A 21,426-nucleotide genomic window follows, 5' to 3' on the forward strand; every position below is an offset into this window, starting at 1 on the left:
GCGGAGCGGATTTGAGCCTTAGTTGTGGGCGTTTGTAGCGACGCTCCGGTATTCCCGGGGCGCCATGCCGAATTTATCGCGGAAACAGCGGGTGAAATGCGCGGCGCTGTTGAAGCCCCAGGAAAACGCGATTTCGGTCAGCGTATGGCCGTTCCAGGCGGGGTTCCTCATCTGCCGGGCGCATTCCTCGAGGCGCCGCCGCAGAATGAAGGCGGAGATTTTCTCGCCTGAAACCGAAAAGACCGAGCGAAGGTAGCGCGGCGACAGGTTAAGGCTCGTTGCGATGGAAGACGCGCACAAGCCAGGATCGCGCAGATTGCTTTCGATAAACGAGATCACGTCGTTCCGGCGGCGCCATAAAATGGCGGAGTCTTCCGATATGTCGAAACCGGCCGTGTAAGACATCGAAATCATTTCGAGCAGATGCCGCGCTACACGGTCTTCATGATCGGCGCTGATTCCGTTGCCGACGCTTTCACTCAAGGATTCCACCATTGCGCCAAGCGTGCCCACGAGCCCGACCGCATGGCCGAGGCGAAGGCCGCTGAATTGTTCCGGCGTAGGAAGATATTCGCGAAGCAAGGATGGCAGTACGCGCACCATGATCGTAACAGAGAAATCTTTTGTATCGAAGAAATGAGGCAGACCGGTGTCGACAAGAACGAAATCACCTTCCGTCATGTTTGATTCATGACCGCAATGGTGAAGAACGCTGCTGCCTTTGGCTTGCAAAAGAAGCGAATAGATACGCGGTCGCTTGTCGTTGATGTGATCTTTGCTGCGCTCAACGCTGTAGCAGTCCATCGTGAGTTTCGCGAGTTTGACAGGGCCGAGTGTGCCGATGCTGAGTTCAGCGCCAAAGCCTTGTTTGTCAGCGGGCGTAAATTCAACCTGGCTCATTTGCGACGCATAAAGAGCATTCCAGGCTGCGGTCCGGCCGCTTGTCGGCAAACCAATCGTGCTAATCTTTTCCATCTGCACACCTCCCACTTGGCCCGGCTTTTTTGTTCCGGTGCCAAAAGCGGCTTTTTACCGCTTATAACAGACTCTTGCACCGACCTTCGGCGACGTCAAGCTAGGAAATATAAGGGATTTTGCAGGTCTTGGGACGCGTGCAAATTTGACGCAAACATCTGCGCATCCGGTCTGCGAACAGCCGGAGCAGCGCGTTAATATTAACGTCAAGCGAGTCTGAAACATGCACTGCTTGCAGAGTTACAAAGCAGCTTCGTAAATTCCAATTGTATCCGCTTCCGTGAGCGTTCGCGGATTGCGTTCGAGAAGTCGCGTGACTGTCATCGCTGCTTTCGCCATGCGTGGGACGGCGCCTACGTCGATGCCAAAAGCCGACATGCGCTGTTCAATGCCGCAGCGCTCCGCGAGATCGACAATGACATCTACGCCCTTTTGTGCGGTTGCAACATCGCCGCCTGTATCCTCTGCGCCAAGAGCGCGAGCGACCGCTGCATAGCGCGCGGGCGCGGCCTCAATATTGAAGCGTAAAACATGGGGCAGAAGCAGGGCGTTGGCGACGCCGTGAGCGATATGAAACTCGCCGCCCAACGGATAAGCCAGCGCATGAACCGCTGCGGTGTTCACAGGGCCAAGGCACATGCCGCCATAAAGGCTTGCGAGCAGCATCGCCTCGCGCGCGGCGAGATCATCGCCGTGCTTGCAGGCGCGTTCAATTTTATTCGCGATCAGGCGAATGCCCGCTTCCGCGTATATATCTGCAATCGGGTGCGCAAATTTGTTGGCGTAAGCCTCGATGCAGTGAGTGAGCGCATCAAATCCGGTGGCCGCGGTGACCGCGGGCGGCATGGTCACCGTCATCAGGGGATCAAGATAAGCGCCGTCGGGCACAAGATGGCGGCTGACGACGCCTTTTTTGAGGTCTTCATCCTCGTCGCCGAGAATCGCGATGGGCGTAACCTCACTGCCGGTTCCCGCGGTCGTTGGAATGCAGGCGACGGGAAGGGCCCGGCCTTTGAGGAGGTCGACGCCGATCGCCTCCTTGATGGACTGTTTGCCGTCATAGAGCGCCGCGACGAGCTTTGCGACATCCATACAACTGCCGCCGCCAAGACCAATGACAGCATCTGCGCCGAAGGCGCGGGCCGCCTCCATCGCTTGTGCGAATTCATCAAAAGTCGGCTCGCCTTTGAGGTCGTCCCAAAGGGCGGCAGCGCCACCGCGTTTTTCAATCGCGGAAACCAGCGGGTGACACAGGCTGCGCGTGGGCGGTGAGGTGACAATGAACAACCGGGTCGCGCCGCGATCCATAAGGTCCTCGGGGCAACGCAAAGCTGCGCCGGCCCCGAAACTCAGGGTCCCGACATTAAACAGAGTAAGAAGGCGTTGGCCCGGCTCCGTCATGCGTCGCCTTTCGGCCCTATTGGCCCTGGACCCATTGGATCATCCTGAATTTCATGCAACTCCGGATCACTCTATTACGGTTTTCGCTCCCCGATTTGATCTGAACGGCGCAAGGATTTGCACGATCGGCGAAATTCTGAAGGAGCCGGGGATCGCGCTTGCAAAGCCGGTTTGCGCCCCCTTAGTGGTGTTTCGACCGAACCTAGCTCCGAAGAGACAAGACGAGAGAACGCGCCATGACAGATCCGCTTTTTGCAGTTGATGGGAAAATCGCGCTTGTGACCGGCGGAACCAGCGGGGTTGGCCTGATGATCGCGAGAGGGCTCGTGCGGCGCGGCGTAAAAACGTACATCACAGGGCGCGACGCAACCATAGCGAGTGAGTTTGCCGAAAAAATATCGGCCGAGGAACGCGGCGCCTGTATCGGTCTGGGGGCCGATCTTTCAGAAGATGAGGGACCCCAAAAACTGGCTGACGAGCTGGCGCGCCGGGAGACCGCGCTCCACATCTTGGTGAATAATGCCGGGGCCGGGGAGACGGCGTCGCTGCCTGACGTGTCCCTTGAGGCGTGGGACATGGTTGTGAACGTCAATCTTCGGGCGCCGTTCTTTCTGGTGCAGAAATTATTGCCGCTGCTGGAGGCGGGCGCCGACGGCGCCGATCCGGCGCGGATCATCAATCTCGGATCCATTGGCGGGCTCCATATTCCGAATTGGGATGCGTTTCCCTATGGCGCTTCCAAAGCGGCCATCCATCATCTTACCCGGGCGCTCGCGAAGAGGCTTGGCGGCAAAGGAATAACCGTGAACGCCATTGCGCCAGGCCCTTTCCCGTCACGACTAACGGATACAGGGTCGGACGCCGTGAAGAAAAGCGTAGCGACCTATGTGCCGCTCGGCCGGCCGGGCGAACCGGATGACATCGAAGGTCTCGTGGTCTTTTTATCATCCCGGGCCGGCGCCTATGTGAATGGGTGCACCATTCCGCTCGATGGCGGATATATCGCCGCGCTCTAAGGTATCGTCAGCAGGGCGACATTCAGAAAGTCCCGCGCGGTTTACGTATCAACGCGCTTGGCGACGCGAAGTTTCTCCCGTCGCTATTACGGCAAATCGTGGCTCCGTTTCAGGCAAGTTGCGAAAGGCCGCGCTGAATACCCTGACCCCAGAACAGAAAACGACAAATGACGGATGGGGAGAAGAATTTTGAAACATTCCGTTGGAGCTATGTTTGCGGTTCGTTCGCCAGTGACGTGATTTCGCGCCTCTGGCGTTGGGGTCGTTGAGAAGAGCTCAATTGTTTCAGTCGGCCCGTTTCCTCCCTTGCGGTGGTCGGCCGCCATCCCAGTCGAACGCAGCGCGCAATTGCTGACGTCCGGTCTGGGGTGGCGCAATTTTAACGGAGAACTTTTAAGGCGAAAAATCCGCATGGCTGCAAACCTTCAGAATGAAGAGCATCGCCGGATTTTTTCAGGAAATGAAACTGGCGGTGAGGCGCGGATGACGCCCGGGCGGCGCAAAAGAGAGTTTTGAAAGGGCGCTTTATATGGCGATTGCATTGTTTGATACACATGCACATCTGATTTCAGATGATTGGGATACGTATCGTCCGAAGCCGTTGACGCCGGACCTGCCAACGCCCGAACGTCCGAATTATTCTGTAACCGTTGATTCGCTGATTGAGATGATGGACGCGAACAATGTGGAACGGGCCTGTCTCGTTCAGCGCGGCCACGTTTATGGCTATGACAACAGCTACATTATTGACTCGGCGGCCAAGTTCCCAAAGCGCCTGCATCCGGTCGTCATTCTGGACACGCAGGATGCGGCCACGCCTGAAGTCTACCGCGATATGGTCAGAAGAGATGGAGTGTGCGGTTTCCGAATGGCGCATACACGGCCCTGGATACTCGACACGGCCTGGATGAGCTCGCCGGCGGCGATGGATGTCTGGAAGGCCTGCGCGGATCTCGGCACGCCGATGACGATCATTTTCTATCAAAAGCAGCTATCTTATAATTTGCCGCTGCTCAAAATCATCGCTGAGAAGTTTCCCGACCTTCCGATTATCGTCGATCATGGCGGCATGCCATATGGCATGACTCAGGTCGAAGTGGGTTACGCCGAGGAGGATGGAGAGGAGGTCGTTATGCCGCCTCCCCCGGATTTCGGCATTGATGAAACGATCAAAATTTTTGAAGATGTTCCAAACATTTATTTCAAGTTCACCGAGATCAATATCGAACGTCTAATGGCGGAGAATATCCGGCCCGCCCGGATTGTAAGGCGCATGGTCGACAGCTTTGGGCCTGACCGTCTGGTCTGGGGATCGGACATCGGTCAGAGCATGCTGTGGTCCTATCAGGAGAAAACTGAAATGGCGCACAGCGCCGCCGATTTTCTCTCAGAGGATGAGACGAGAAAGTTTCTCCGCGACAACGCTGCGCGGATCTACAGTCATGTCAGCTGACCTTAAGGCCGGCTGAGCGGATAACGCCTGTCGCGCAGCAGCCCTCTGCATGAGACGATGCAGGCGCGGGGGCCTAGGTTCATTTCTGTAATGTGGGTGTGCTGACGATGATCGGCGCTGAATGGAAGTTCAGGCTTGAACCCATGGTTTCGGTGTTTTCTGTGCTCGCATAGCGCTGGGCGAGGGGGGCGGGCGAAACGGGCTCATTCCAGCCAGATAAAGAATGTTAGGCTTTTCTGACGCTTTCTTAATTCCCGTCCTTGAATGAAATCCAACACAAAATTTTGATCCGATTGGATCAAGCCGGGTTACCGCGGCTCGGTTACCTGTACTGACAATTACAACAATTGCGTCCATGAGGAGGGGTAGGAAATGTTAAAAACACTAACGATGGCGTCGATCTCGACAGCGGCCTTACTGGCTGCGCAAGGCGCTCACGCGCAAACGGAAGATTCCGGCGACAATCGCCGGGAGCGAGACCAGATCGTCGTGACGGCGACGAAGGTTGAAACCAATCTTCAGGAAACACCGATCGCGATCACGGCGGTGACATCCGAAACGCTGGCAGAGCGGGGGCTCACAACAACCGCTGATCTTGGAAAAATCGTTCCGAACGCCGATTTCCAGAAATCGCAAGGCGTTTTCGGGCCCGCTGTGACCGTTTTCTTGCGCGGCATTGGGCAAAGCGACCCACAACTCAACGGGGAGCCGGCCGTCGCGTTTTACATTGACGACGTCTACTACCCGCATTTGTTCGGGTCACAGTTCGACCTGCTTGACCTGGATCATGTTGAAGTGCTGCGCGGTCCGCAAGGTACGCTCTTCGGACGGAATGCGATCGCCGGCGCGCTCAACATCGTCAGCAAAAAGCCGAGCCTGACGGAGGCCAGCGCTTCTATCGAGGCGACCATGGGCGCATATGAACGCCGTGATTTCAGGGCGGCGTTCAGTGTTCCCGTTACGGATAATCTGGCGGTGGCCGTCACAGCGCTTTCCAAAAAGCGCGAAGGCTATCAGGAGATGATCGACTTCTCGTGCCAGATGTACATGAATGGCACGCCTGAACTCGCTGGCTCATTCCCCTTTCAAACGCCGGATACGACCTTCGGCGGCGGACGCACGCCTGACAATTGCGTGATTGATCACCTTGGCGGCGAGGATACGCGCGCTATTCGCGGTTCTGTGTACTGGGAGCCGACAGACCGGCTGTCCGTCTCCTTTAGCGCTGACTATATGGACCAGAATGATGAAATTCCGGCGGAATATATCAGCGATACGGACTACGCTCAGACAACGACGCGTCCCAATTTCGTAACCGCGTTCGATGAGTTTTCCGTTCCCGGCGAAACGCCCTTCCAATGGGATAATCGCTTCGAAACAGGAGACCCTTACAAGACCTACGACAATTACTGCGATCCGTTCCCGGCAGGCACACTGATTCCGGGAAACACTTACTATAACGGTTCGGTCTTCAAGGGCGGGAAATGCTATGGCAACACCGTTCCGCTCACAAACTGGGGGTTCCAGGGCAAGGCGGTCTACGGGATTACGGACAATATCGACTTCACATTGATCGGCGGCTATCGCGAACTGGAATTGAGTTTCGGCGCAGCCTCTGACGGAACGCCGCTCAATGATTCAGTCATCTATCACGCATTTGATGAATCTCACTGGAATGGCGAAGCGCGTCTGACCGGTCAGCATGACTGGATCGACTGGGTCGCAGGCTTCTTTTACTATAAGGGGTCTGCGGAGCATATCGGTCAGCCTCAGGGTGTGCGCGCCGGCACACAGCGCTTTCAGGTTGACCTCTACGAACCGACGGCATGGGCCGGCTACGGAAACGTTGTGATCCACCTTCTTGATGACCGTTTGAATCTGACAGGCGGCATTCGCCGGTCGGATGACGAGAAGTTTGTCGACTTCAACAGCCTGACCGATGCTACGCCTCCGGGGCAGCTTGACTTCGTGGCCTCACCGGCGAGCACGATCTTTGATGTCACGATTGCGACGGAACGCTGGGACTGGAAAGCAGGCATCGACTACAGGTTCACCGATGAACTCATGCTCTATGCATCAGCAGGCACCGGATACCGGCTTCCGGGCTTCAATGTTCGTCCGTCACAGCCTGGGCAGGAAGGGCAAACGCCAGGCGAAGCGCTTAGAAGTTATGAGATCGGCGCCAAGTCCGAGCTCTTTGACGGCAGGTTAAAAACAAACCTCGCTGCATTCCTGATGGATTTCACGGAACGCCCGGCGACCTACGCCGGTCAGGAAGCTCAGCTAACGGACGATCTATCCGGAAATGTTCCCGGCGCTTCGACGGTGATTCCGGGCGGACCCACCGGCACTGGTCTGGATGCGGCGTTCTTCACCTGTCGCGATTACGATATGGCGTTGGATGGGCCAGCGAATCCGGCCGCAGGTGTCGGCGTCAACTGCGTTGCGCGTAGCTACTACTATAGCGTTGCGGGCAAGGTGAAAGGCATCGAAGCGGAGATTGAAGCCGAACCGGTCGACAATCTGCATATCACCGGCTCAATGGGCTATGTGAAATGGAAGGCTGACGACATCACAAGGGTGGTCCGCGTTCCCGACTGGACGGCCAGCGCTGGTGTTTCCTACGAGTTTCTGGATGTGCTGGGCGGATCGATCACACCGCGCCTTGACTGGTACTTCACGGGTCGGACCGCATATAATGCGAACCTTCCGGAATTTGACCAGGAAGCATATAGCTTGGTGAACACACGCATCACCTATCACAATGAAGAGCATGACTATGACGTCTCCATCGGAGCGACCAATCTCTTCGAAAAATTCTATTACCGCAACAAGATCGCCTTCCAGGCGTTCGGCCTGCCGACCAATCTCGGTCAGCCTGCAGCGCCGCGCGAATGGTATGTCACCGTCAAGAAACGGTTCTAATCGTTGATGGCTGCAACCTGGTCCGATTGGGCTTGGTTGCAGCCGCAAGACTAAAAAAGGCGCTGATTGGGTTTTTCGGGCTAAGCTCAAATTGCCTGCAGCGCCTCTTTCTTTATAAGGTTGCGCTTGACGATGGCGACAGAGAACTAGAACGAATACCGCAGAATAATTGGAGGAATTTCATGATTGAACGCCGCACTCTGCTTGCATCCGCTGTCGCGGCGACGGCTCTGGCGCCGTTGTCCGGACAAGCCTCCGCCATGGCGGCCAAAACCAAAGGACGGCCCTTCAAGCTCTATGATTGTCACGGTCATTTCTACACGGATGAATGGCGAAAATACCCTTTTGATGCCCATACGGCGCGTTATGGTCCGGAACGCATGGTCGCCAAGGCTATGGAAAATCCGATGACGGCGGAAAAGGTTCTGGCGTTTTGGGACAAGGCCGGAATTGAGCGCGGCCTCGGCGTCCAATATTCGAGCACCTATTTCACGGACAACTCATATCTTCTGGATATTGCGGCGAAATATGACCGCATCACGCCGATCGTTATTCTCGACGCCACCGCGGAGGAAACGCCGGCGACTCTGAAAAAGATGGCGAGCGAAAACGGCATCGCCGGCGTGCGCTTTATGGGCGTGCCGAATGAGAATAACGAGTTTCTGTTCCTGACGGACGCCGCCTCCGGCTCGTGGGAAATGGCGAATGAGCTCGGTCTGACGATCACATTGATGCCGATCTCTCGCACGGACCCCGGCAAGGCGATTACACGCGTAGGTGAGCTCGCCGACAAATATTCTAATGTGGGCGTTGTGCTCGATCACATCGGTTTTCCGCGCTACGGCGCCCGGCCCGATTCCTGGGGCTATTTGCCAGAGCATTTGGAGCTCGCGAATCACAAGAATATCTATTTCAAATATACGACGTTCCTTATTGAGATGCTGCTTGCTGATGACACGCCGCTGAAAGAATTTTTGGAGTACACGGTTGGCGTTTATGGCGCTGATCACATGATCTGGGGCTCTGATATCGGCAATAGCGAGGTCGATGATCTTGAGTTCGTACAGCATGCGCTCGATTCAGCGAGCGGGTTTTCATTAGAGCAGCAAAAAGCCCTCTTCTATGATACGGCGAAAGGTCTCTTCATTCCCGGCGGACGCGGGGCGGCTTAACGGCCTCGCAACAAACTCTTTCCTTCCATGAGCGCCGGATACCGGCGGCGTTATTCCTGACGCCGCCGGCTTTTTTATTCTGAAGCCAGTTCTATCGATCAAGCACGCAACAAAAAGCGGCGCGGAAATATTTTCCGCGCCGCTTTGCATTAACTCGATTGAAAGTTACCAGGCGACCATCAATCGACGGTAAAGATGCTCCGTGCAATATGACGGACGCCGCCTTTGCTACCGCCCACAACCTGCATCGGATCGTTCTTGCTGTTGAAATAATAGATCGCGCCGATCTTCCCGGGCTCGACTTCGAAAGCATTCGGATAGCCGACATCCCAGCTGCCGCCATCGTCACGAACAATGATTTCGCTGCCCCATGTCTTGCCTTCATCTTCGCTGACGACCGCGCGGATGCCGGAGTTAGGCAGTCTATAGCCATATACGACGACAAGCCTGCCGTCGCTCATGCGCACGAGACTGCCAGGGGCGCCCCAGTCATTTACACGCGAGAGGAAGCCCCAGGTTCTTCCGCCGTCATCGCTTTGGTAAATTTCGGACCACATGGTGCCGCGTGGATCGCGCTGACAGCGCAGGATGCAAAGGATCCGGCCATTGGGAAGGTTGATGGCGCGGGGATAGAACCAGCGATGGCCGCCAAAAGCGTGACTGGTTTTCCAATCGCCGGCCGCTTCGCCTTTCGGGTCGTGCTGGGGGGTGATCATCGACATGAAGCGGAATTCCGTCCCGCCATCGACGCTGCCGTAGACCAGCGGCCGGCGATTCCAGCCATCATCTGCGGATTCGAACAGGAACAGTAGGCAACGGCCATCCGGGCGCACCAGATAGGAGTTGAGCCCAGTGAGCGAGCTCAACCCATCAAGCGGCAGGAATGATTTCGGTGACCATGTGTCGCCTGAATCCTTTGAAATCTGGATATAGGTGCGCGCGTCGGGCTTGCCGAAATTTTGGCCGAAATTGCTGATCAGCACATTTTTGTCGAGATAGTTGACCGGGCCCCAGTCCTCAATTGGTCCTGTGGTCCCGTTATTGCCGCGATCAAGCATGTTGATGATCGGGTTATCGCCGTTCCAGGTCCGGCCCCGATCGGTGGAGCGAACTGTCACCATGCGCCGATCCGTGGCTCTGGAGGCGAGATTGTCGTGATTGATATTGTTCGGATCGTCATAGACGACGGTCAGAGACAAAAAGCTCTGGAGGAAGTCGCCATTCGCGGTTTCCCAGAACCCCATTGTATACGGCCAGGAGCAAAATTCATCTTCGCGGCGATAAACGACGGCGTGATCGACGTCTTTCGCGCCGCGCGGGGCCTGATATGTTTTGATCACCGCAGACTTTTTGGCGACGGCGGGACTGGCAGCCAGGCCGGCGCCGACGATTCCGGAAATCAGTACGTTACGTCGTTCAATCATTGCGGTTCTCCAACAGGGCTTATCGCGGATAACGTAAAGTTTGTAGGCGACCGAAACGCGCTTGCAACAAGATACTGAGAGAAGGCCGAGATCATCCAAAATCAGCGCCTGCACGGTCAAATGCCGCGTTGCAACACGCTTATCAATCGGACGCCCGACAACATTTTGGTCCTTTTCGGGCAAGTCGTGTTGGCGCCGCGCGTCATATCTTCGAGGCGTCACTTTTCGCAACGCGATTGAGAAACAATGATCGAACGCCGCGGCGTGCTTATTTCCGGCTTGGGCGTGACGGCGCTCGCATCCTGCGCCACCGGTGCGCCCGCGACGCGTCGCGCCGATCCTTTGAAAACGCAATTTCAACGCCCGCAACTCGACGAAACAGTTAAGCATGGCGTTGTCTATCGCAATGAGCGTGAGTTTTGCGGCTGGCCGTTTTATTGCGGTTTCTGGAAAACGGCTGACGGAAGCCTTCTCGCAAGCTTCAAGCGCATACCGACCGAGTACAACGCCTATAATGATGTCGATCATAACAATCTGACGCGCCATCGCGGCAAGCTCTGGACGATCCGATCAACCGACAACGGACAAAGCTGGGACCCGAACAGTTTTCAGGAAGTCTTCGATATGAACTACCGGGAGGGGAGCGATCTCCCAGGCGGTCATGCGGCTGACTGGTCAGACCTTCCGCCGCTGGATTTTTTCAGCCGCGATACGCTGTTGATGGGCGGCGGCCTGCCGCGGCTTTTCGCGCCCGGCGCCGAGGCGTGGCTGCGCGCATCGGCCGATGGCGGCCGGACATGGCGGCGAACGATGTTTCTACCGAAATACAGTCTGCCGTCCCTGACGGCGTTCGGCTCCTCCATGTATGCGACGCGCGAAGACGGCGTCCATCTGCTTGGCCTCAACACAACCTCTCCGGAGGCGATGTCGCCGCGGCCGCTTGTCTATTCGTCAATGGATGGCGCCGATTGGCGGTTCCTTTCCTTTGTAACGCCTGAAAAGCCGCCATCCGCATTTTACAAGGGCGGCTCGCCTTTCGCGCCCGCGCCGCATTTCTATCCGCGCGTGACGATTTTGCAGGGCGGACATATGCTCGCGTCGCTGCGCTATCAGCGCGATCCGCGCAATGTCATCTGGACAGAGATTTATGAGAGCAAGGATGGCGGACGGACCTGGAGCTTCCTGTCGCGTGTGAATGACTGGGGCGCCCCGGGCGATCTTGTGCCCATGCGCGACGGGCGCGTCGTCTGTGTCTACGGATATCGCATTGAGCCGCAGGGCATTCGGTACCGGGTGAGTGAAGACAAGGGCCGGACATGGGGCAAGGAAATGATCCTGCGCGATGACGGCGGCAGTTGGGATCTTGGCTACCCGCGCGTCATCGAAACCGAACCCGGCAAGCTCATGACGATCTATTATATGAACCTCAAAAGCGATCCCGTGCAGGTGAATGGCGGCGTGCGCCATATCGCATGGACGACGTTCCGTCCGTAAGCGCGATGATCGCGACTGAATAAAACAAACCGGACCCGTTTCATGTCAGACGATTTCAAACCACCACAACGTGTCGCCGGAGCGGAGCATGGCGTCGTCTATCGCAATGAAGCGGAATATTGCGGCTGGCCGTTTTATTGCGGGCTATGGCGAACGGAAAACGGCGACATTGTCGCCGGGTTCAAGCGAGTGCGGAATGATTATGCAGGCGCCGACGATGTAGACCATGGGCAAATTGCGCAAAAGCCGGCGCATCTGGTGACCATTCGGTCGGCCGATGGTGGGCGCAACTGGAGCCCTGCAAGCCTTCAGACCGTTTTCGATATGTCCTGGAAAAAAGAAGAGGATTTTCCCGAAGGTAAAGCCGCCGATTGGTCCGGTTTGCCGCCGCTCGACTTCTTCAGCCGCGACACACTGATCATGGGCGGCGGCGTGCCGTCGCTTTTCGGGCAGACGGCTCAATCATGGATGCGCGCATCGACTGACGGCGGAAAAAGCTGGCGGGCGCCGATCATCCTGCCGCGATATGATTTGCCGTCGCTCACCAATTTCGGCTCGTCCATGTATGCGACGCGCGAAGATGGCGTGCATCTTCTTAGCTGCCAGACCAACTCACCCGAAGCGCTGTCGCCGCGCCCGCTTGTCTATGGCTGCATGAACGGCGCGGATTGGTATTTCCTTTCCTTTATGGTGGAGGAACGGCCGCCAACGCCTTTTTATGTTTTGGAATCGCCCTATTCGCCTTTGCCGCATTTTTATCCGCGCATTGTCGTTCTTCCCAATGGCAAAGTGCTGGCGTCCCTGCGTTATCAGCGTGATGCGCGCAGCGTCATCTGGACGGAGATTTATGAGAGCCACGATGGTGGGCGAACCTGGGGGTTTCTGTCCCGGCTGAATGATATTGGCGCGCCGGGCGATCTTGTGCCTATGCGTGACGGTCGCGTTGTCTGTGTTTACGGCTATCGGACGATGCCCTCCGGCGTGCGCTACAAGGTCAGTGAAGATGACGGGCGTTCATGGGGACGGGAGATAATTCTACGGGACGACGGCGGCAGCTGGGATTGCGGCTATCCCCGGGTCATCGAAGTGGAGCCCGGCAAGCTGCTGACCGTCTATTACATCAACCGTAAAGATGATCCGATGCAGATGAATGGCGGCGTCCGCCATATCGCCTGGACAATGTTCAGACCTTAGCCATGTTCAGGCTGTGAGCCCTTTCAGGGCCGATTTGGGCATCTCGCCTCAGTGCGTTATGACCTAACCTCCGCAATGCGTGAGGCCTGAGGTCATCTTTAGAGAAACCGTTAAATCCACCCGCCCGCTCGTGTTCTGGCCACCTGTTGTGCTGCTCACTGCAGCGCTCGCCTTCAGTCTGGTTGACTTCGACCGGTTTCATCACCTGGTCAGCGCCGCCAATCAGTGGATTTTGACGCATTTTGACTGGCTGTTCAGCTATGCGTCTTTCGCTGCGGTGCTTCTTATTGGCTGGGTCGCGATTTCACCGCTGGGGGCGGTGCGGATCGGCGGGCCGGAAGCAAAGCCTATTCTCAATCGCTGGAACTGGTTTTCGATTACCCTATGCACCACGATCGCTATTGGGATTTTGTTCTGGGGTTCGGCGGAGCCCATGTTCCATATCAAGGCGCCGCCGCCTTACGCCCATATTAATCCCTATACAGAAGATGCATCCACCTTCGCCATTTCTTCCATGTTCATGCACTGGACGATCACGCCATACGCTATATACACCGTGCCGGCGCTCGCCTTCGCGCTGGCTCATTATAATCTTGGCCGGCCCTATTCCCTGAGCGGGCCGTTGTCGCTGGTGTTCGGCCGCGCCGCGACGGGGAAAGCGGGCGCCGTCATTGACGCCGTCGGACTTTATGCATTGGTTGCGGGCGTCGCGGCTTCGTTGGGCGCAGGCGTGATGACGCTTTCGGGCGGACTTGAGGCGATAGCGGGGATTTACGACACGACCCTCCTGCGATTTGTGGTGACGCTTCTCATCGTTGCGCTGTTCGTGGCGTCGTCGATCAGCGGACTTCAGCGCGGCATAAAAGTCCTGTCGGACTTCAACACGAAGTTCTTCTTCGTGCTTATTGTTTTTGTTTTCATCGCGGGCCCGACTCTCGATATTCTGGCGTTGGGCGCACAAAGTCTTGGCGAATATGTCGTCACCTTTATTCCGCGCAGTCTTGCGTTGGGTGAACGCGCCGGCGCTGACTGGACCCGGGACTGGACCGTTTTCTATTTCGCCAACTGGCTTGCCTGGGCGCCGGTGACGGCGCTTTTTCTGGGACGTATCGCGGTCGGTTATACGGTGCGCGAGTTTATTCTCTTCAATCTTGTCGCGCCGGCGTTGTTTGGCGGGGTATGGATGGCTGTCTTTGGCGGCGCATCGATTGGCGTCGATGCTTCGGAGCACCATGCGCTCGTCGCGGCGCTCGAAGATCGCGGACCCGAAGCCGTGATTTATTCACTGTTCAATGCATTGCCTGCAAGCGCGATCGTGATGATGCTGTTTGTCGGTCTTACCTTTATATCTTTCGTAACGGCGATGGATTCCAACACGCATTCGATCACCAGCGTGTGCCTGAAAAATATCAAGCCCGGCGAAAAGCGCCCGCGCGCTGAACGCTGGGTGAAAATCTTCTGGGGCGCCCTGATTGGCGCGGTCGCCTTCATCATGACGTCAACGACGGGAATTGACGGCGTCAGAATGCTTTCCAATCTTGGCGGTCTGCCCGGTCTTTTCATCCTGATCGCCATGGGCGCCGTCATTGTGACGATGCGCGTCAACTGGCTCAGAGAGATTCGCGCCGCCGCGCAGCCGGCATCAGCGGAAAAACCCGCCGGGGAAGAGGTCGCCGTAAAATGAGGCTCTTTGCTGCGCGATGTCGCGTGCGGCCTCTGGAGTGATTTTTTGAAACCAGATGCGGTCCCCCGGGCGCATTTGTCCGGCAAGGTGAAGATCGGCGGCGATCACTTGCGCAATCCGCGGATAGCCGCCGACTGTCTGTGCATCGCAAAGCAGAAGGAAAGGCTTCCCGTCCGGGGGGCACTGGATTGTGCCTGGAAAGACAGGGCTGGACGCCATCGGCGGCGTGTCCTGAAGGCAAAGCGCCTCACCAATTATCTGCACGCCCATTCGGTCTGCGCGTCGGCCAACGGTCCAGCCCGTTGCGAAAAGGTCGGTGAGGCTCACGTCACTCAACTGAGCCGCTTCCGGCCCCGGCAGTGCGTGCAGAAAAAAGTCATGGGCGATATTGGGACGGAGTGTGATTGGAATGTCTTGGGGCGATGCAACCGCAAGACCAGCAGAGAGTATATCATCGCCTGCGATCAATGCGCGGCCTTTATGGCCGCCTAATGTGGCAGGGATATAGGTAGAGCAGCTCCCCAGAAAATCCTCGCCTCTTAAGCCGCCTGCAAAAGCGATATAGGCGCGCGCACCGGTTTGCGCGGAGCAGAGGCCAAGAACATCTCCAGCTTGTGCGTGATGTTGCCGGTAAAGATCGAGCGGTTCGTTGTTTAACGTCGCTTTCATATCAGCGCCGCCCAACGCAAAACTTGCTGCGGTCTTGAAGCGCAAGGACGGGCCTTTCAGCGTGCATTCCAGCCCGGCGGCGTCAGGCGCATTGCCGGTGGCTGCGTTGGCGAGGGCAAGAGAAAGCGGATCGGCGGCGCCGGACAGTGGGACGCCGAGATGGCGCATGCCCGGCCGCCCGAGATCCTGAAGGGTCGTCATCAGGCCGGGTGATGTGAGTTCAGCGATGACGGTCATGTCAGGTCCGTCTTCAATGCATTGAAGGCATCTTCGTCTATGGGCTGAAATCGTACAGCGGCGCCGGCTGAGAAAAGGAAAGGCTTGGCGCCATGGGCGTCGAAAAGTTTTTTCGGCGTGCGACCGATCAGGGGCCAGCCGCCGGGGGAGGCGAGTGCGTAAACGCCTGTCATGGTGCCCGCCACGCCGACAGAGCCGGAAGGCACATACGCACGCGGCGTTGAAAGGCGCCCCGTCTGCAGCGCCGACGGCAAGGGCCCCAGATAAGCGAAGCCCGGCGCAAAGCCGACAGTCAGCACGCGATAGAGTTGGGATGAATGAAGCGCAATTAACTGGTCTCCGGTGATCGAAAGCTTCTCGCAAAGCGCTTCAAAATCGGGCCCGTGTTCACCGCCATAGCAAACCGGAATGTCTATCGCCGGTCCAGGTGGCGCGGTCTGCATCGCTGATTTTTTCAGCGCGTCTTCAAGTTTATTTTTTGCCTCTTCAGACGTCATTTCTTCGGGGTGAAAGCGAAGGACAAGGCTTTCAACACCTGCAACGGCGTCTGTCACGCCGGATAAACAGCGTAACGCGTCAGCGGCGGAGTTGGCGGCAAGGGCGCGGTCGACCATGTCGTCGCCGGAGAGTGTCGCCAGCCATCCGTTTTCGCCGAAAGGCGTCACCGAACAGGAAAAGGCGCTCATGCGAACGGCCTGATAGTGATGCCCGCCCCATCAAGAGCCTTGCGCACAGCCGCAGCTGTTTCAACGGCGCCCGGTGAATCGCTGTGTATGCAAAGCGTGTCCGCCCTGACGACAAGATCGCCATCCCGGGCTCTTAATTGTTCACCCTTTGCAATCGCAAGCGCCTGCGCTGCGCGCGCATCTAAATCAGCAAGGATGGCGCCCGGCTCGCTGCGGGGGGAAAGCGCTCCTGAAGCGAGATAGAGCCGGTCTACAAAACCTTCCGCAGCAAATGAGAGCCCGGCTTCTTTCGCCGCAGCCTCAAGAGCAGACCCTGCAGGGCCCACAAGAGTAGTCCCGATGCTGACGGACGCTACGACACGCGCCAATGCGATGTCCTGCGCTGCATCATTGTAGAGCGCGCCATGGGATTTCACATGAGAAAGCGGCAGCGCTTCCAATGCGAGGACGCCTTTGAGCGCCTCAACCTGCAAGGTGAGCGACAGGCGCAATTCTTCAGCAGAAAGTGCGACCGGACGCCGTCCGAAACCTTCGCGATCAGGGTAAGAGGGATGAGCGCCGGTTCTGACATTGTGTTGCTTGGCGAGGCGCGCCGTCACACACATGGTTTCCGCTGTTCCCGCATGACCGCCGCATGCGATGGAACAGGAAGTGACCAGCGGCATCAGCGCTTTTTCAATATCGCGCTGTGCGTCATCGGCGTATTCGCCCATATCTGCATTGAGGTCTATGGTGCGCATCACATCAGTCCGAAGGCGCGCAGGACGCCGCGCAAACCGAGCCCGGCGGCGATGAGCGTAACGACAACGCCGCCGATATTGGCGAGCGCCCCATTTGCGTGTTTGCCCAGCAATTGATGATTGTTGGCGGCATAGAGCAGAAAGACGGCAATCACGGGCAACAGAACGCCATTGGCGATCTGGGCGAAAAGGATGAGCTCAACGGGGCGGGCGCCCGTCATGGCGACAAGCGCGCCAATAAGGAGGACCGCGCCTGCAACCAGCCGGAATTTGAGCGCAGAGGGATCGCTTTCAAATCCGAACAGCTCCGCCGCGGCGAAGCCTGTGGCGAGCGGCGCGGTGATAGCTGAGGAAAGCCCCGCAGCAAAAAGGCCCAACGCCAGAAGATAGGTCGCGCCGGCGCCAAAAGCGGGCTCCAATTGCTGGGCCATATCGCTAGCATTGGTGATCTGAAGGCCCGTTCCGAAAAGACTGGCCGCCGCCGTCGACAGGACAAGAATGGAAACAACGCCGCCCATGCCGATCGAAACGCGCGCATCGAAACGGGCTTCGTCGAGACCTTCGGCGCCTTGCCAGCGTTTGCGCGCCGCCGCCGCGTGCAGAAAGAGATTATAGGGCACAATCGTCGTGCCAATGAGGCCGAGCACGAGTGGAAAGGCGCCGGCGGGAATGGTGGGAAGAAGCGCCCCTCTTGCGAGCGCGGACCAGTCAGGTCTGATAATGATAAGCGCAGTTGCAAACGCGATGGTCATCAACAGGACGGCGCTGATCAACACTTTCTCGATGATGCGATATCCGCCGAATACGAGGATTGCGCCAGCGAAGGCGGCGATGATCCCTGCTAGAACTGTCCGGGAAGCAAGGTCTGGCGCCGCCGCCTCAACTCCCAGAATAGCGCCGGCGATGTTGCCGCCTTCATAGGCGGCGTTGCCGATAAACAGCGCAGAGATGATCAGTGCAGCGGCGGTCCATTTTATCAATGGCGCCGTTGAAAAGCGCTGCATCACCGCTTCGCCGAGGCCGAGCCGGGAGATGACGCCTAGCCGCGCCGCTGTTTCCTGCAAGATGATGGCGGCGATGGTGGCGAAGACCAGCGCCCAAACCAGCGCGTAACCATAGCCTGCGCCGGCGAGGGTCGCCGTCGTCACTGTGCCTGGGCCGATAAACGCGGCCGCCGTAAGCGCCCCCGGGCCGATCGCGCGAAATCGTCTAAACATGCAATGGGAGCTTATCGCGCGCTGCGCCGATTGCGATAGCGCAAAGGCAACAGTCGCGGACGACCGCCGGGAAGAGGCGTTTTTTAAGCCGCCTGAAACGCGAAAACCGCCCCGAACCCTGCTCGAAGCGGCTTACGCTACCTGGCGCTTCGTACGCAGCGCCTGCAATCGGTCCCCTGGACCAATTATTCGTCGGTTTTGAGCTCAATGCCGCCCTCGACGGGGGCTGGCTCGGCTGGCATGGAGGCGCTGGTGACCGGCGCGACTTCCATAAGCGCAACTGGAGATGTGTCCGCTTTTTCTTCGTCTTCCTTGGGCTCTTCCTGAAGCTGTGGCTTCGGCGAAGGAGCGACCGGCGACAGCGGCGCAGCGGGAACATCGTCGAAATTCGGGGTGTCCACATCGCCTGCGGCATATTGATCCCAATAGGCAGGCTGATTCATCAGTTGACGGTAAACATCGATATTGTTGTCGGCGACCAGCGGCGGAAGGTCCGAGCGCGCCAGGCGTTCGGCTTCGCGCATGTCGCCGGAAAGAGCGAGAACGAGAGCAAGGTTCTGGCGAATGCGGGAATCGGCGCCTGCATTCGTGGCGGCCTGGCGCAGCGTCTGGCGCGCCTGGGAAAGATTGCCGTCAAGCGCGTAGGAAAGACCTTTATTGTTGAGCAGCATGACTTCGCCCGGAGCGACGCCAAGAGCACGGTCATATTTTGCGCGCGCTTCGTCATGTTCGCCGATCTGGTCGAGCGCGACGCCATAGGCGGAAAGCGCGCGCCAGTCAGCCGGGGCTTTCGCAACAGCCGTTTCAAGATAACGCACTGCTTCAAAGGCGCGACCGCTTTCGACGAGAACCTTGCCATATTCAAGGTTGACGTCCGCATTGTCCAAATGCGTGGCGGCTGTTTTCTGCATCACGCCGACAGCTTCTTCATTGGAGCCGATCTTGCGCAAGGCGCGGGAAAAATTGACAGCCACGGCAGGATCGGACTGATCGGTGTTGTATCGTGTGCCCCAGAATGCGGCGGCGGCGATAGGGTCCATGCCTTCATCGCCTGATGATGACGAATAAACGCCGATCGCTTCGCGATAGTCGTTATTTCCGATTCCGGCGGACGCGGTTGTTTTCTGCACCGATGATGCACAGGCAGGCAGCATAATAGCTGCGCCAGCTACAATCGCGTATTTCGTTGCAAGCTTGGATGCGGTAAGCATGGGTTGCGCCTCGATGAATTCCATTGATGGATCAGGCGCATCGTGACCCAAGGAATTCAATAAAGGCTTAACCGTATGCTTAATGTGCAACCTAATGCGGTTCTGACTTGGTAAGTTAACGGAATATTTATGGCCCCTCATCTGTTAAGCGACTATGAACGCGCCGCGGCGAATGCAGCGACGAAAATCTATATGGTGCGCGATGGCGGCCTCAATGAAAGTGACGCGCCGCAAGGCTTGAAACAGCTTGCGCAGATAAACGGCTTTAACGGGGAAACCGGCGGGGTTTTCAGTGACGGCGAGGCGGCGCTGCTTGGGCTGGGCGATGGAAGCGATCCATTGATCGCGGCGGCTGCTGCGGAAAAGCTGCCGGAGGGCGATTATGTTTTCGCTGATAGCCTGGAAAAAGATGCGGCTGACCTGGCTGTGCTGGGCTGGCTTCTCGGCGGGTATCGCTTCGATCGCTACAAGCAGCAAAAGCCTGCGCTTGCGCGGTTGGTGGCGCCGGAGAATGCGGACGCCGCCGCCCTGAGACGTGCGGCTGCGTCGGTTTTTCTGGTCCGCGATCTCGTTAACACGCCCGCGGGCGATATGGGCCCGGCGGCGCTTGAACAGGCGGCCCGCAATCTTGCTTCGGAAATGGGCGCCCAGGTCGAGACAATTGTCGGCGAGGACCTTCTTGGCCAGAATTTCCCCATGATCCATGCGGTCGGGCGGGCGGCGAAGGGATCGCCAAGGCTCATTGATATGCGCTGGGGCGATGAAAATGCGCCGAAACTCACCCTTGTCGGTAAGGGCGTCACTTTCGATTCGGGCGGGCTCAATATCAAAGGCGCTGCAGGCATGGCGCTCATGAAAAAAGATATGGGCGGCAGCGCTCACTGTCTCGGTCTTGCCCGTATGATTATGGAGGCGGGGCTGAAGGTGCGCCTGCGGGTGCTGATTCCCGCTGTAGAAAACGCCATTTCAGGCGACGCCTTTCGGCCGGGGGATATTCTCAAAAGCCGCAAAGGGCTGACGGTCGAGATCGGCAATACCGACGCTGAAGGCCGGCTCGTTATCGCTGACGCCCTTACCTATGGCGGCGAGGAAGCCCCGGATCTAATGATTTCGCTGGCGACCCTCACCGGGGCGGCTCGCGTGGCGCTCGGCCCTGACCTTGCGCCCTATTATTGTGACGACGCCGATCTTTGCGGCGCGCTTGAACGGTCGGCGGTGAAAACCTTTGATCCTGTCTGGCGGATGCCGCTCTGGCGGGGCTATGAATCCATGCTGTCCTCCCAGATCGCCGATGTGAACCACATTACCGGCGGCAACTTCGCAGGTTCGGTCACGGCGGCCCTCTTCCTCAAGAAATTTGCTGGCGAAGCCGCGCATTGGATGCATTTCGACCTCTATGCCTGGCGGCCCAAAGCTGCGCCCGGCCGTCCTTCCGGCGGCGAAGCCCAGGCGATTCGCGCCCTCTTCGATGTTTTCTCGGACCGTTATCGCCCGTAATTCGGCCTTGCCCTTTGCGTGCGAACGGTTGCAAGCATAGGGCTTCTTTTTGAACGGATAGGGCGACAGGCCGGACGATGGCGTCGACGGATAATCTCACAAGCTGGCGGGAAGTCATGTGCGACGCTGTGCGCGCGGACGGGCCAGACCTTTCCATGCGTCAGTGGTCGATCCTCCTGACCGTCTATCTGCGCCCGGGCCCGCATACGGTGCGCGCGCTCGCGCGCGATTTGAACGTGCCGAAGCCGGCGATCTCACGGGCGCTTGATGCGCTCTCGATCCTTGGTTTCGTGAAACGTGTGCGCGACGCCAATGACAAGCGTATCGTCATTGTCCAGAAGACGGCTGAAGGCGCTATCTATCTCGACAATTTCTCCCGCCTTGTGGAAACCCACAATGAAGACGCGCCGCTCGGCGCCATGTATGGCTGA

18 protein-coding genes are annotated in these 21,426 nt (G+C 57.8%); 9 read left to right on the top strand and 9 right to left on the bottom strand.

Going from position 1 to position 21,426, the window contains the following annotated elements; all coding sequences use genetic code 11:
• Nucleotides 1–18 precede the first annotated feature (18 nt).
• The 3 genes from ACFOOP_RS06385 to ACFOOP_RS06395 form a co-directional block, all read right to left on the bottom strand.
• Nucleotides 19–975, bottom strand: coding sequence for a helix-turn-helix domain-containing protein (locus ACFOOP_RS06385; protein WP_379880039.1), 957 nt, complete (start codon nt 973–975; stop codon nt 19–21).
• 206 nt (nt 976–1,181) lie between these two features.
• Nucleotides 1,182–1,241 carry a hypothetical protein gene (locus ACFOOP_RS06390; protein WP_379881522.1) on the bottom strand — a complete coding sequence of 20 codons (60 nt, stop codon included), beginning with the start codon at nt 1,239–1,241 and terminating at the stop codon, nt 1,182–1,184.
• Entirely contained in the window at nt 1,216–2,376 is a 1,161-nt protein-coding gene (locus ACFOOP_RS06395) for an iron-containing alcohol dehydrogenase (RefSeq protein ID WP_379880040.1), read from the bottom strand. Before ACFOOP_RS06395 ends, ACFOOP_RS06390 begins: the two co-directional genes overlap by 26 nt.
• 236 nt (nt 2,377–2,612) lie before the next feature.
• On the opposite strand from ACFOOP_RS06395, the gene ACFOOP_RS06400 reads away from it, so the two are divergent.
• The 4 genes from ACFOOP_RS06400 (at nt 2,613) to ACFOOP_RS06415 (ending at nt 8,942) form a co-directional block, all read left to right on the top strand.
• Nucleotides 2,613–3,392, top strand: coding sequence for an SDR family oxidoreductase (locus ACFOOP_RS06400; protein WP_379880041.1), 780 nt, complete (start codon nt 2,613–2,615; stop codon nt 3,390–3,392).
• 529 nt (nt 3,393–3,921) lie between these two features.
• Nucleotides 3,922–4,845, top strand: a complete 924-nt coding sequence (locus tag ACFOOP_RS06405) for an amidohydrolase family protein (RefSeq protein ID WP_379880042.1) — start codon at nt 3,922–3,924, stop codon at nt 4,843–4,845.
• A gap of 372 nt (nt 4,846–5,217) precedes the next feature.
• The gene (locus ACFOOP_RS06410; RefSeq protein ID WP_379880043.1) at nt 5,218–7,770 is read left to right on the top strand and encodes a TonB-dependent receptor; all 2,553 of its coding nucleotides are present in this window, start codon (nt 5,218–5,220) and stop codon (nt 7,768–7,770) included.
• 182 nt (nt 7,771–7,952) lie between these two features.
• Nucleotides 7,953–8,942 (top strand): amidohydrolase family protein, encoded by a 990-nt coding sequence (locus ACFOOP_RS06415; protein WP_379880044.1) that lies wholly within the window; start codon nt 7,953–7,955, stop codon nt 8,940–8,942.
• A 179-nt stretch (nt 8,943–9,121) separates the two neighbouring features.
• On the opposite strand, the gene ACFOOP_RS06420 is transcribed toward ACFOOP_RS06415, so the two are convergent.
• Complete coding sequence (locus ACFOOP_RS06420; protein WP_379880045.1) at nt 9,122–10,366, bottom strand: sialidase family protein; 1,245 nt, start codon at nt 10,364–10,366, stop codon at nt 9,122–9,124.
• Nucleotides 10,367–10,612: 246 nt separating this feature from the next.
• Between ACFOOP_RS06420 and ACFOOP_RS06425 the strand changes: the two genes are divergently transcribed.
• From ACFOOP_RS06425 to ACFOOP_RS06435, 3 genes are all read left to right on the top strand, one after another.
• The gene (locus ACFOOP_RS06425) at nt 10,613–11,860 is read left to right on the top strand and encodes a sialidase family protein (protein WP_379880046.1); all 1,248 of its coding nucleotides are present in this window, start codon (nt 10,613–10,615) and stop codon (nt 11,858–11,860) included.
• 42 nt (nt 11,861–11,902) lie between these two features.
• Complete coding sequence (locus ACFOOP_RS06430) at nt 11,903–13,054, top strand: sialidase family protein (RefSeq protein WP_379880047.1); 1,152 nt, start codon at nt 11,903–11,905, stop codon at nt 13,052–13,054.
• Between the two features lie 130 nt (nt 13,055–13,184).
• A complete protein-coding gene (locus ACFOOP_RS06435) occupies nt 13,185–14,738 on the top strand; it encodes a BCCT family transporter (protein ID WP_379880048.1) in 1,554 nt (517 codons plus the stop codon).
• Here the strand turns inward: ACFOOP_RS06435 and ACFOOP_RS06440 are convergent.
• The 5 genes from ACFOOP_RS06440 to ACFOOP_RS06460 all read right to left on the bottom strand — a co-directional run bounded on the left by ACFOOP_RS06440 (nt 14,697) and on the right by ACFOOP_RS06460 (nt 19,498).
• A complete protein-coding gene (locus ACFOOP_RS06440) occupies nt 14,697–15,644 on the bottom strand; it encodes a 5-oxoprolinase subunit C family protein (RefSeq protein ID WP_379880049.1) in 948 nt (315 codons plus the stop codon). The genes ACFOOP_RS06435 and ACFOOP_RS06440 overlap by 42 nt on opposite strands.
• Complete coding sequence (pxpB, locus tag ACFOOP_RS06445; protein WP_379880050.1) at nt 15,641–16,330, bottom strand: 5-oxoprolinase subunit PxpB; 690 nt, start codon at nt 16,328–16,330, stop codon at nt 15,641–15,643. The genes ACFOOP_RS06440 and pxpB overlap by 4 nt, the downstream gene beginning before the upstream one ends.
• Nucleotides 16,327–17,070: a 5-oxoprolinase subunit PxpA gene (gene pxpA / locus ACFOOP_RS06450; protein WP_379880051.1), complete on the bottom strand. Its 744-nt coding sequence runs from the start codon at nt 17,068–17,070 to the stop codon at nt 16,327–16,329. Before pxpA ends, pxpB begins: the two co-directional genes overlap by 4 nt.
• Nucleotides 17,070–18,287: an Nramp family divalent metal transporter gene (locus ACFOOP_RS06455; protein WP_379880052.1), complete on the bottom strand. Its 1,218-nt coding sequence runs from the start codon at nt 18,285–18,287 to the stop codon at nt 17,070–17,072. The genes pxpA and ACFOOP_RS06455 overlap by 1 nt, the downstream gene beginning before the upstream one ends.
• 185 nt (nt 18,288–18,472) lie before the next feature.
• Nucleotides 18,473–19,498: a tetratricopeptide repeat protein gene (locus ACFOOP_RS06460; protein ID WP_379880053.1), complete on the bottom strand. Its 1,026-nt coding sequence runs from the start codon at nt 19,496–19,498 to the stop codon at nt 18,473–18,475.
• A 129-nt stretch (nt 19,499–19,627) separates the two neighbouring features.
• Here ACFOOP_RS06460 and ACFOOP_RS06465 point away from each other — a divergent pair, with 129 nt between their 5' ends.
• Both ACFOOP_RS06465 and ACFOOP_RS06470 read left to right on the top strand, forming a co-directional pair.
• Nucleotides 19,628–20,995 carry a leucyl aminopeptidase family protein gene (locus ACFOOP_RS06465; protein WP_379880055.1) on the top strand — a complete coding sequence of 456 codons (1,368 nt, stop codon included), beginning with the start codon at nt 19,628–19,630 and terminating at the stop codon, nt 20,993–20,995.
• 77 nt (nt 20,996–21,072) lie between these two features.
• Nucleotides 21,073–21,426, top strand: coding sequence for a MarR family transcriptional regulator (locus ACFOOP_RS06470; RefSeq protein WP_379880056.1), 354 nt, complete (start codon nt 21,073–21,075; stop codon nt 21,424–21,426).

This window comes from Hyphococcus aureus (genome assembly GCF_042643165.1).
GTDB lineage: Bacteria > Pseudomonadota > Alphaproteobacteria > Caulobacterales > Parvularculaceae > Hyphococcus > Hyphococcus aureus.

Coding starts and splice junctions, on each gene's coding strand:
- ACFOOP_RS06440 (WP_379880049.1), bottom strand. CDS start 15,644: ATGACCGTCATCGCTGAACTCACATCACCCGGCCTGATGACGACCCTT.
- pxpB (WP_379880050.1), bottom strand. CDS start 16,330: ATGAGCGCCTTTTCCTGTTCGGTGACGCCTTTCGGCGAAAACGGATGG.
- ACFOOP_RS06410 (WP_379880043.1), top strand. CDS start 5,218: ATGTTAAAAACACTAACGATGGCGTCGATCTCGACAGCGGCCTTACTG.
- ACFOOP_RS06385 (WP_379880039.1), bottom strand. CDS start 975: ATGGAAAAGATTAGCACGATTGGTTTGCCGACAAGCGGCCGGACCGCA.
- ACFOOP_RS06405 (WP_379880042.1), top strand. CDS start 3,922: ATGGCGATTGCATTGTTTGATACACATGCACATCTGATTTCAGATGAT.
- pxpA (WP_379880051.1), bottom strand. CDS start 17,070: ATGCGCACCATAGACCTCAATGCAGATATGGGCGAATACGCCGATGAC.
- ACFOOP_RS06430 (WP_379880047.1), top strand. CDS start 11,903: ATGTCAGACGATTTCAAACCACCACAACGTGTCGCCGGAGCGGAGCAT.
- ACFOOP_RS06415 (WP_379880044.1), top strand. CDS start 7,953: ATGATTGAACGCCGCACTCTGCTTGCATCCGCTGTCGCGGCGACGGCT.
- ACFOOP_RS06420 (WP_379880045.1), bottom strand. CDS start 10,366: ATGATTGAACGACGTAACGTACTGATTTCCGGAATCGTCGGCGCCGGC.
- ACFOOP_RS06470 (WP_379880056.1), top strand. CDS start 21,073: ATGGCGTCGACGGATAATCTCACAAGCTGGCGGGAAGTCATGTGCGAC.
- ACFOOP_RS06465 (WP_379880055.1), top strand. CDS start 19,628: ATGGCCCCTCATCTGTTAAGCGACTATGAACGCGCCGCGGCGAATGCA.
- ACFOOP_RS06460 (WP_379880053.1), bottom strand. CDS start 19,498: ATGCTTACCGCATCCAAGCTTGCAACGAAATACGCGATTGTAGCTGGC.
- ACFOOP_RS06395 (WP_379880040.1), bottom strand. CDS start 2,376: ATGACGGAGCCGGGCCAACGCCTTCTTACTCTGTTTAATGTCGGGACC.
- ACFOOP_RS06455 (WP_379880052.1), bottom strand. CDS start 18,287: ATGTTTAGACGATTTCGCGCGATCGGCCCGGGGGCGCTTACGGCGGCC.
- ACFOOP_RS06425 (WP_379880046.1), top strand. CDS start 10,613: ATGATCGAACGCCGCGGCGTGCTTATTTCCGGCTTGGGCGTGACGGCG.
- ACFOOP_RS06400 (WP_379880041.1), top strand. CDS start 2,613: ATGACAGATCCGCTTTTTGCAGTTGATGGGAAAATCGCGCTTGTGACC.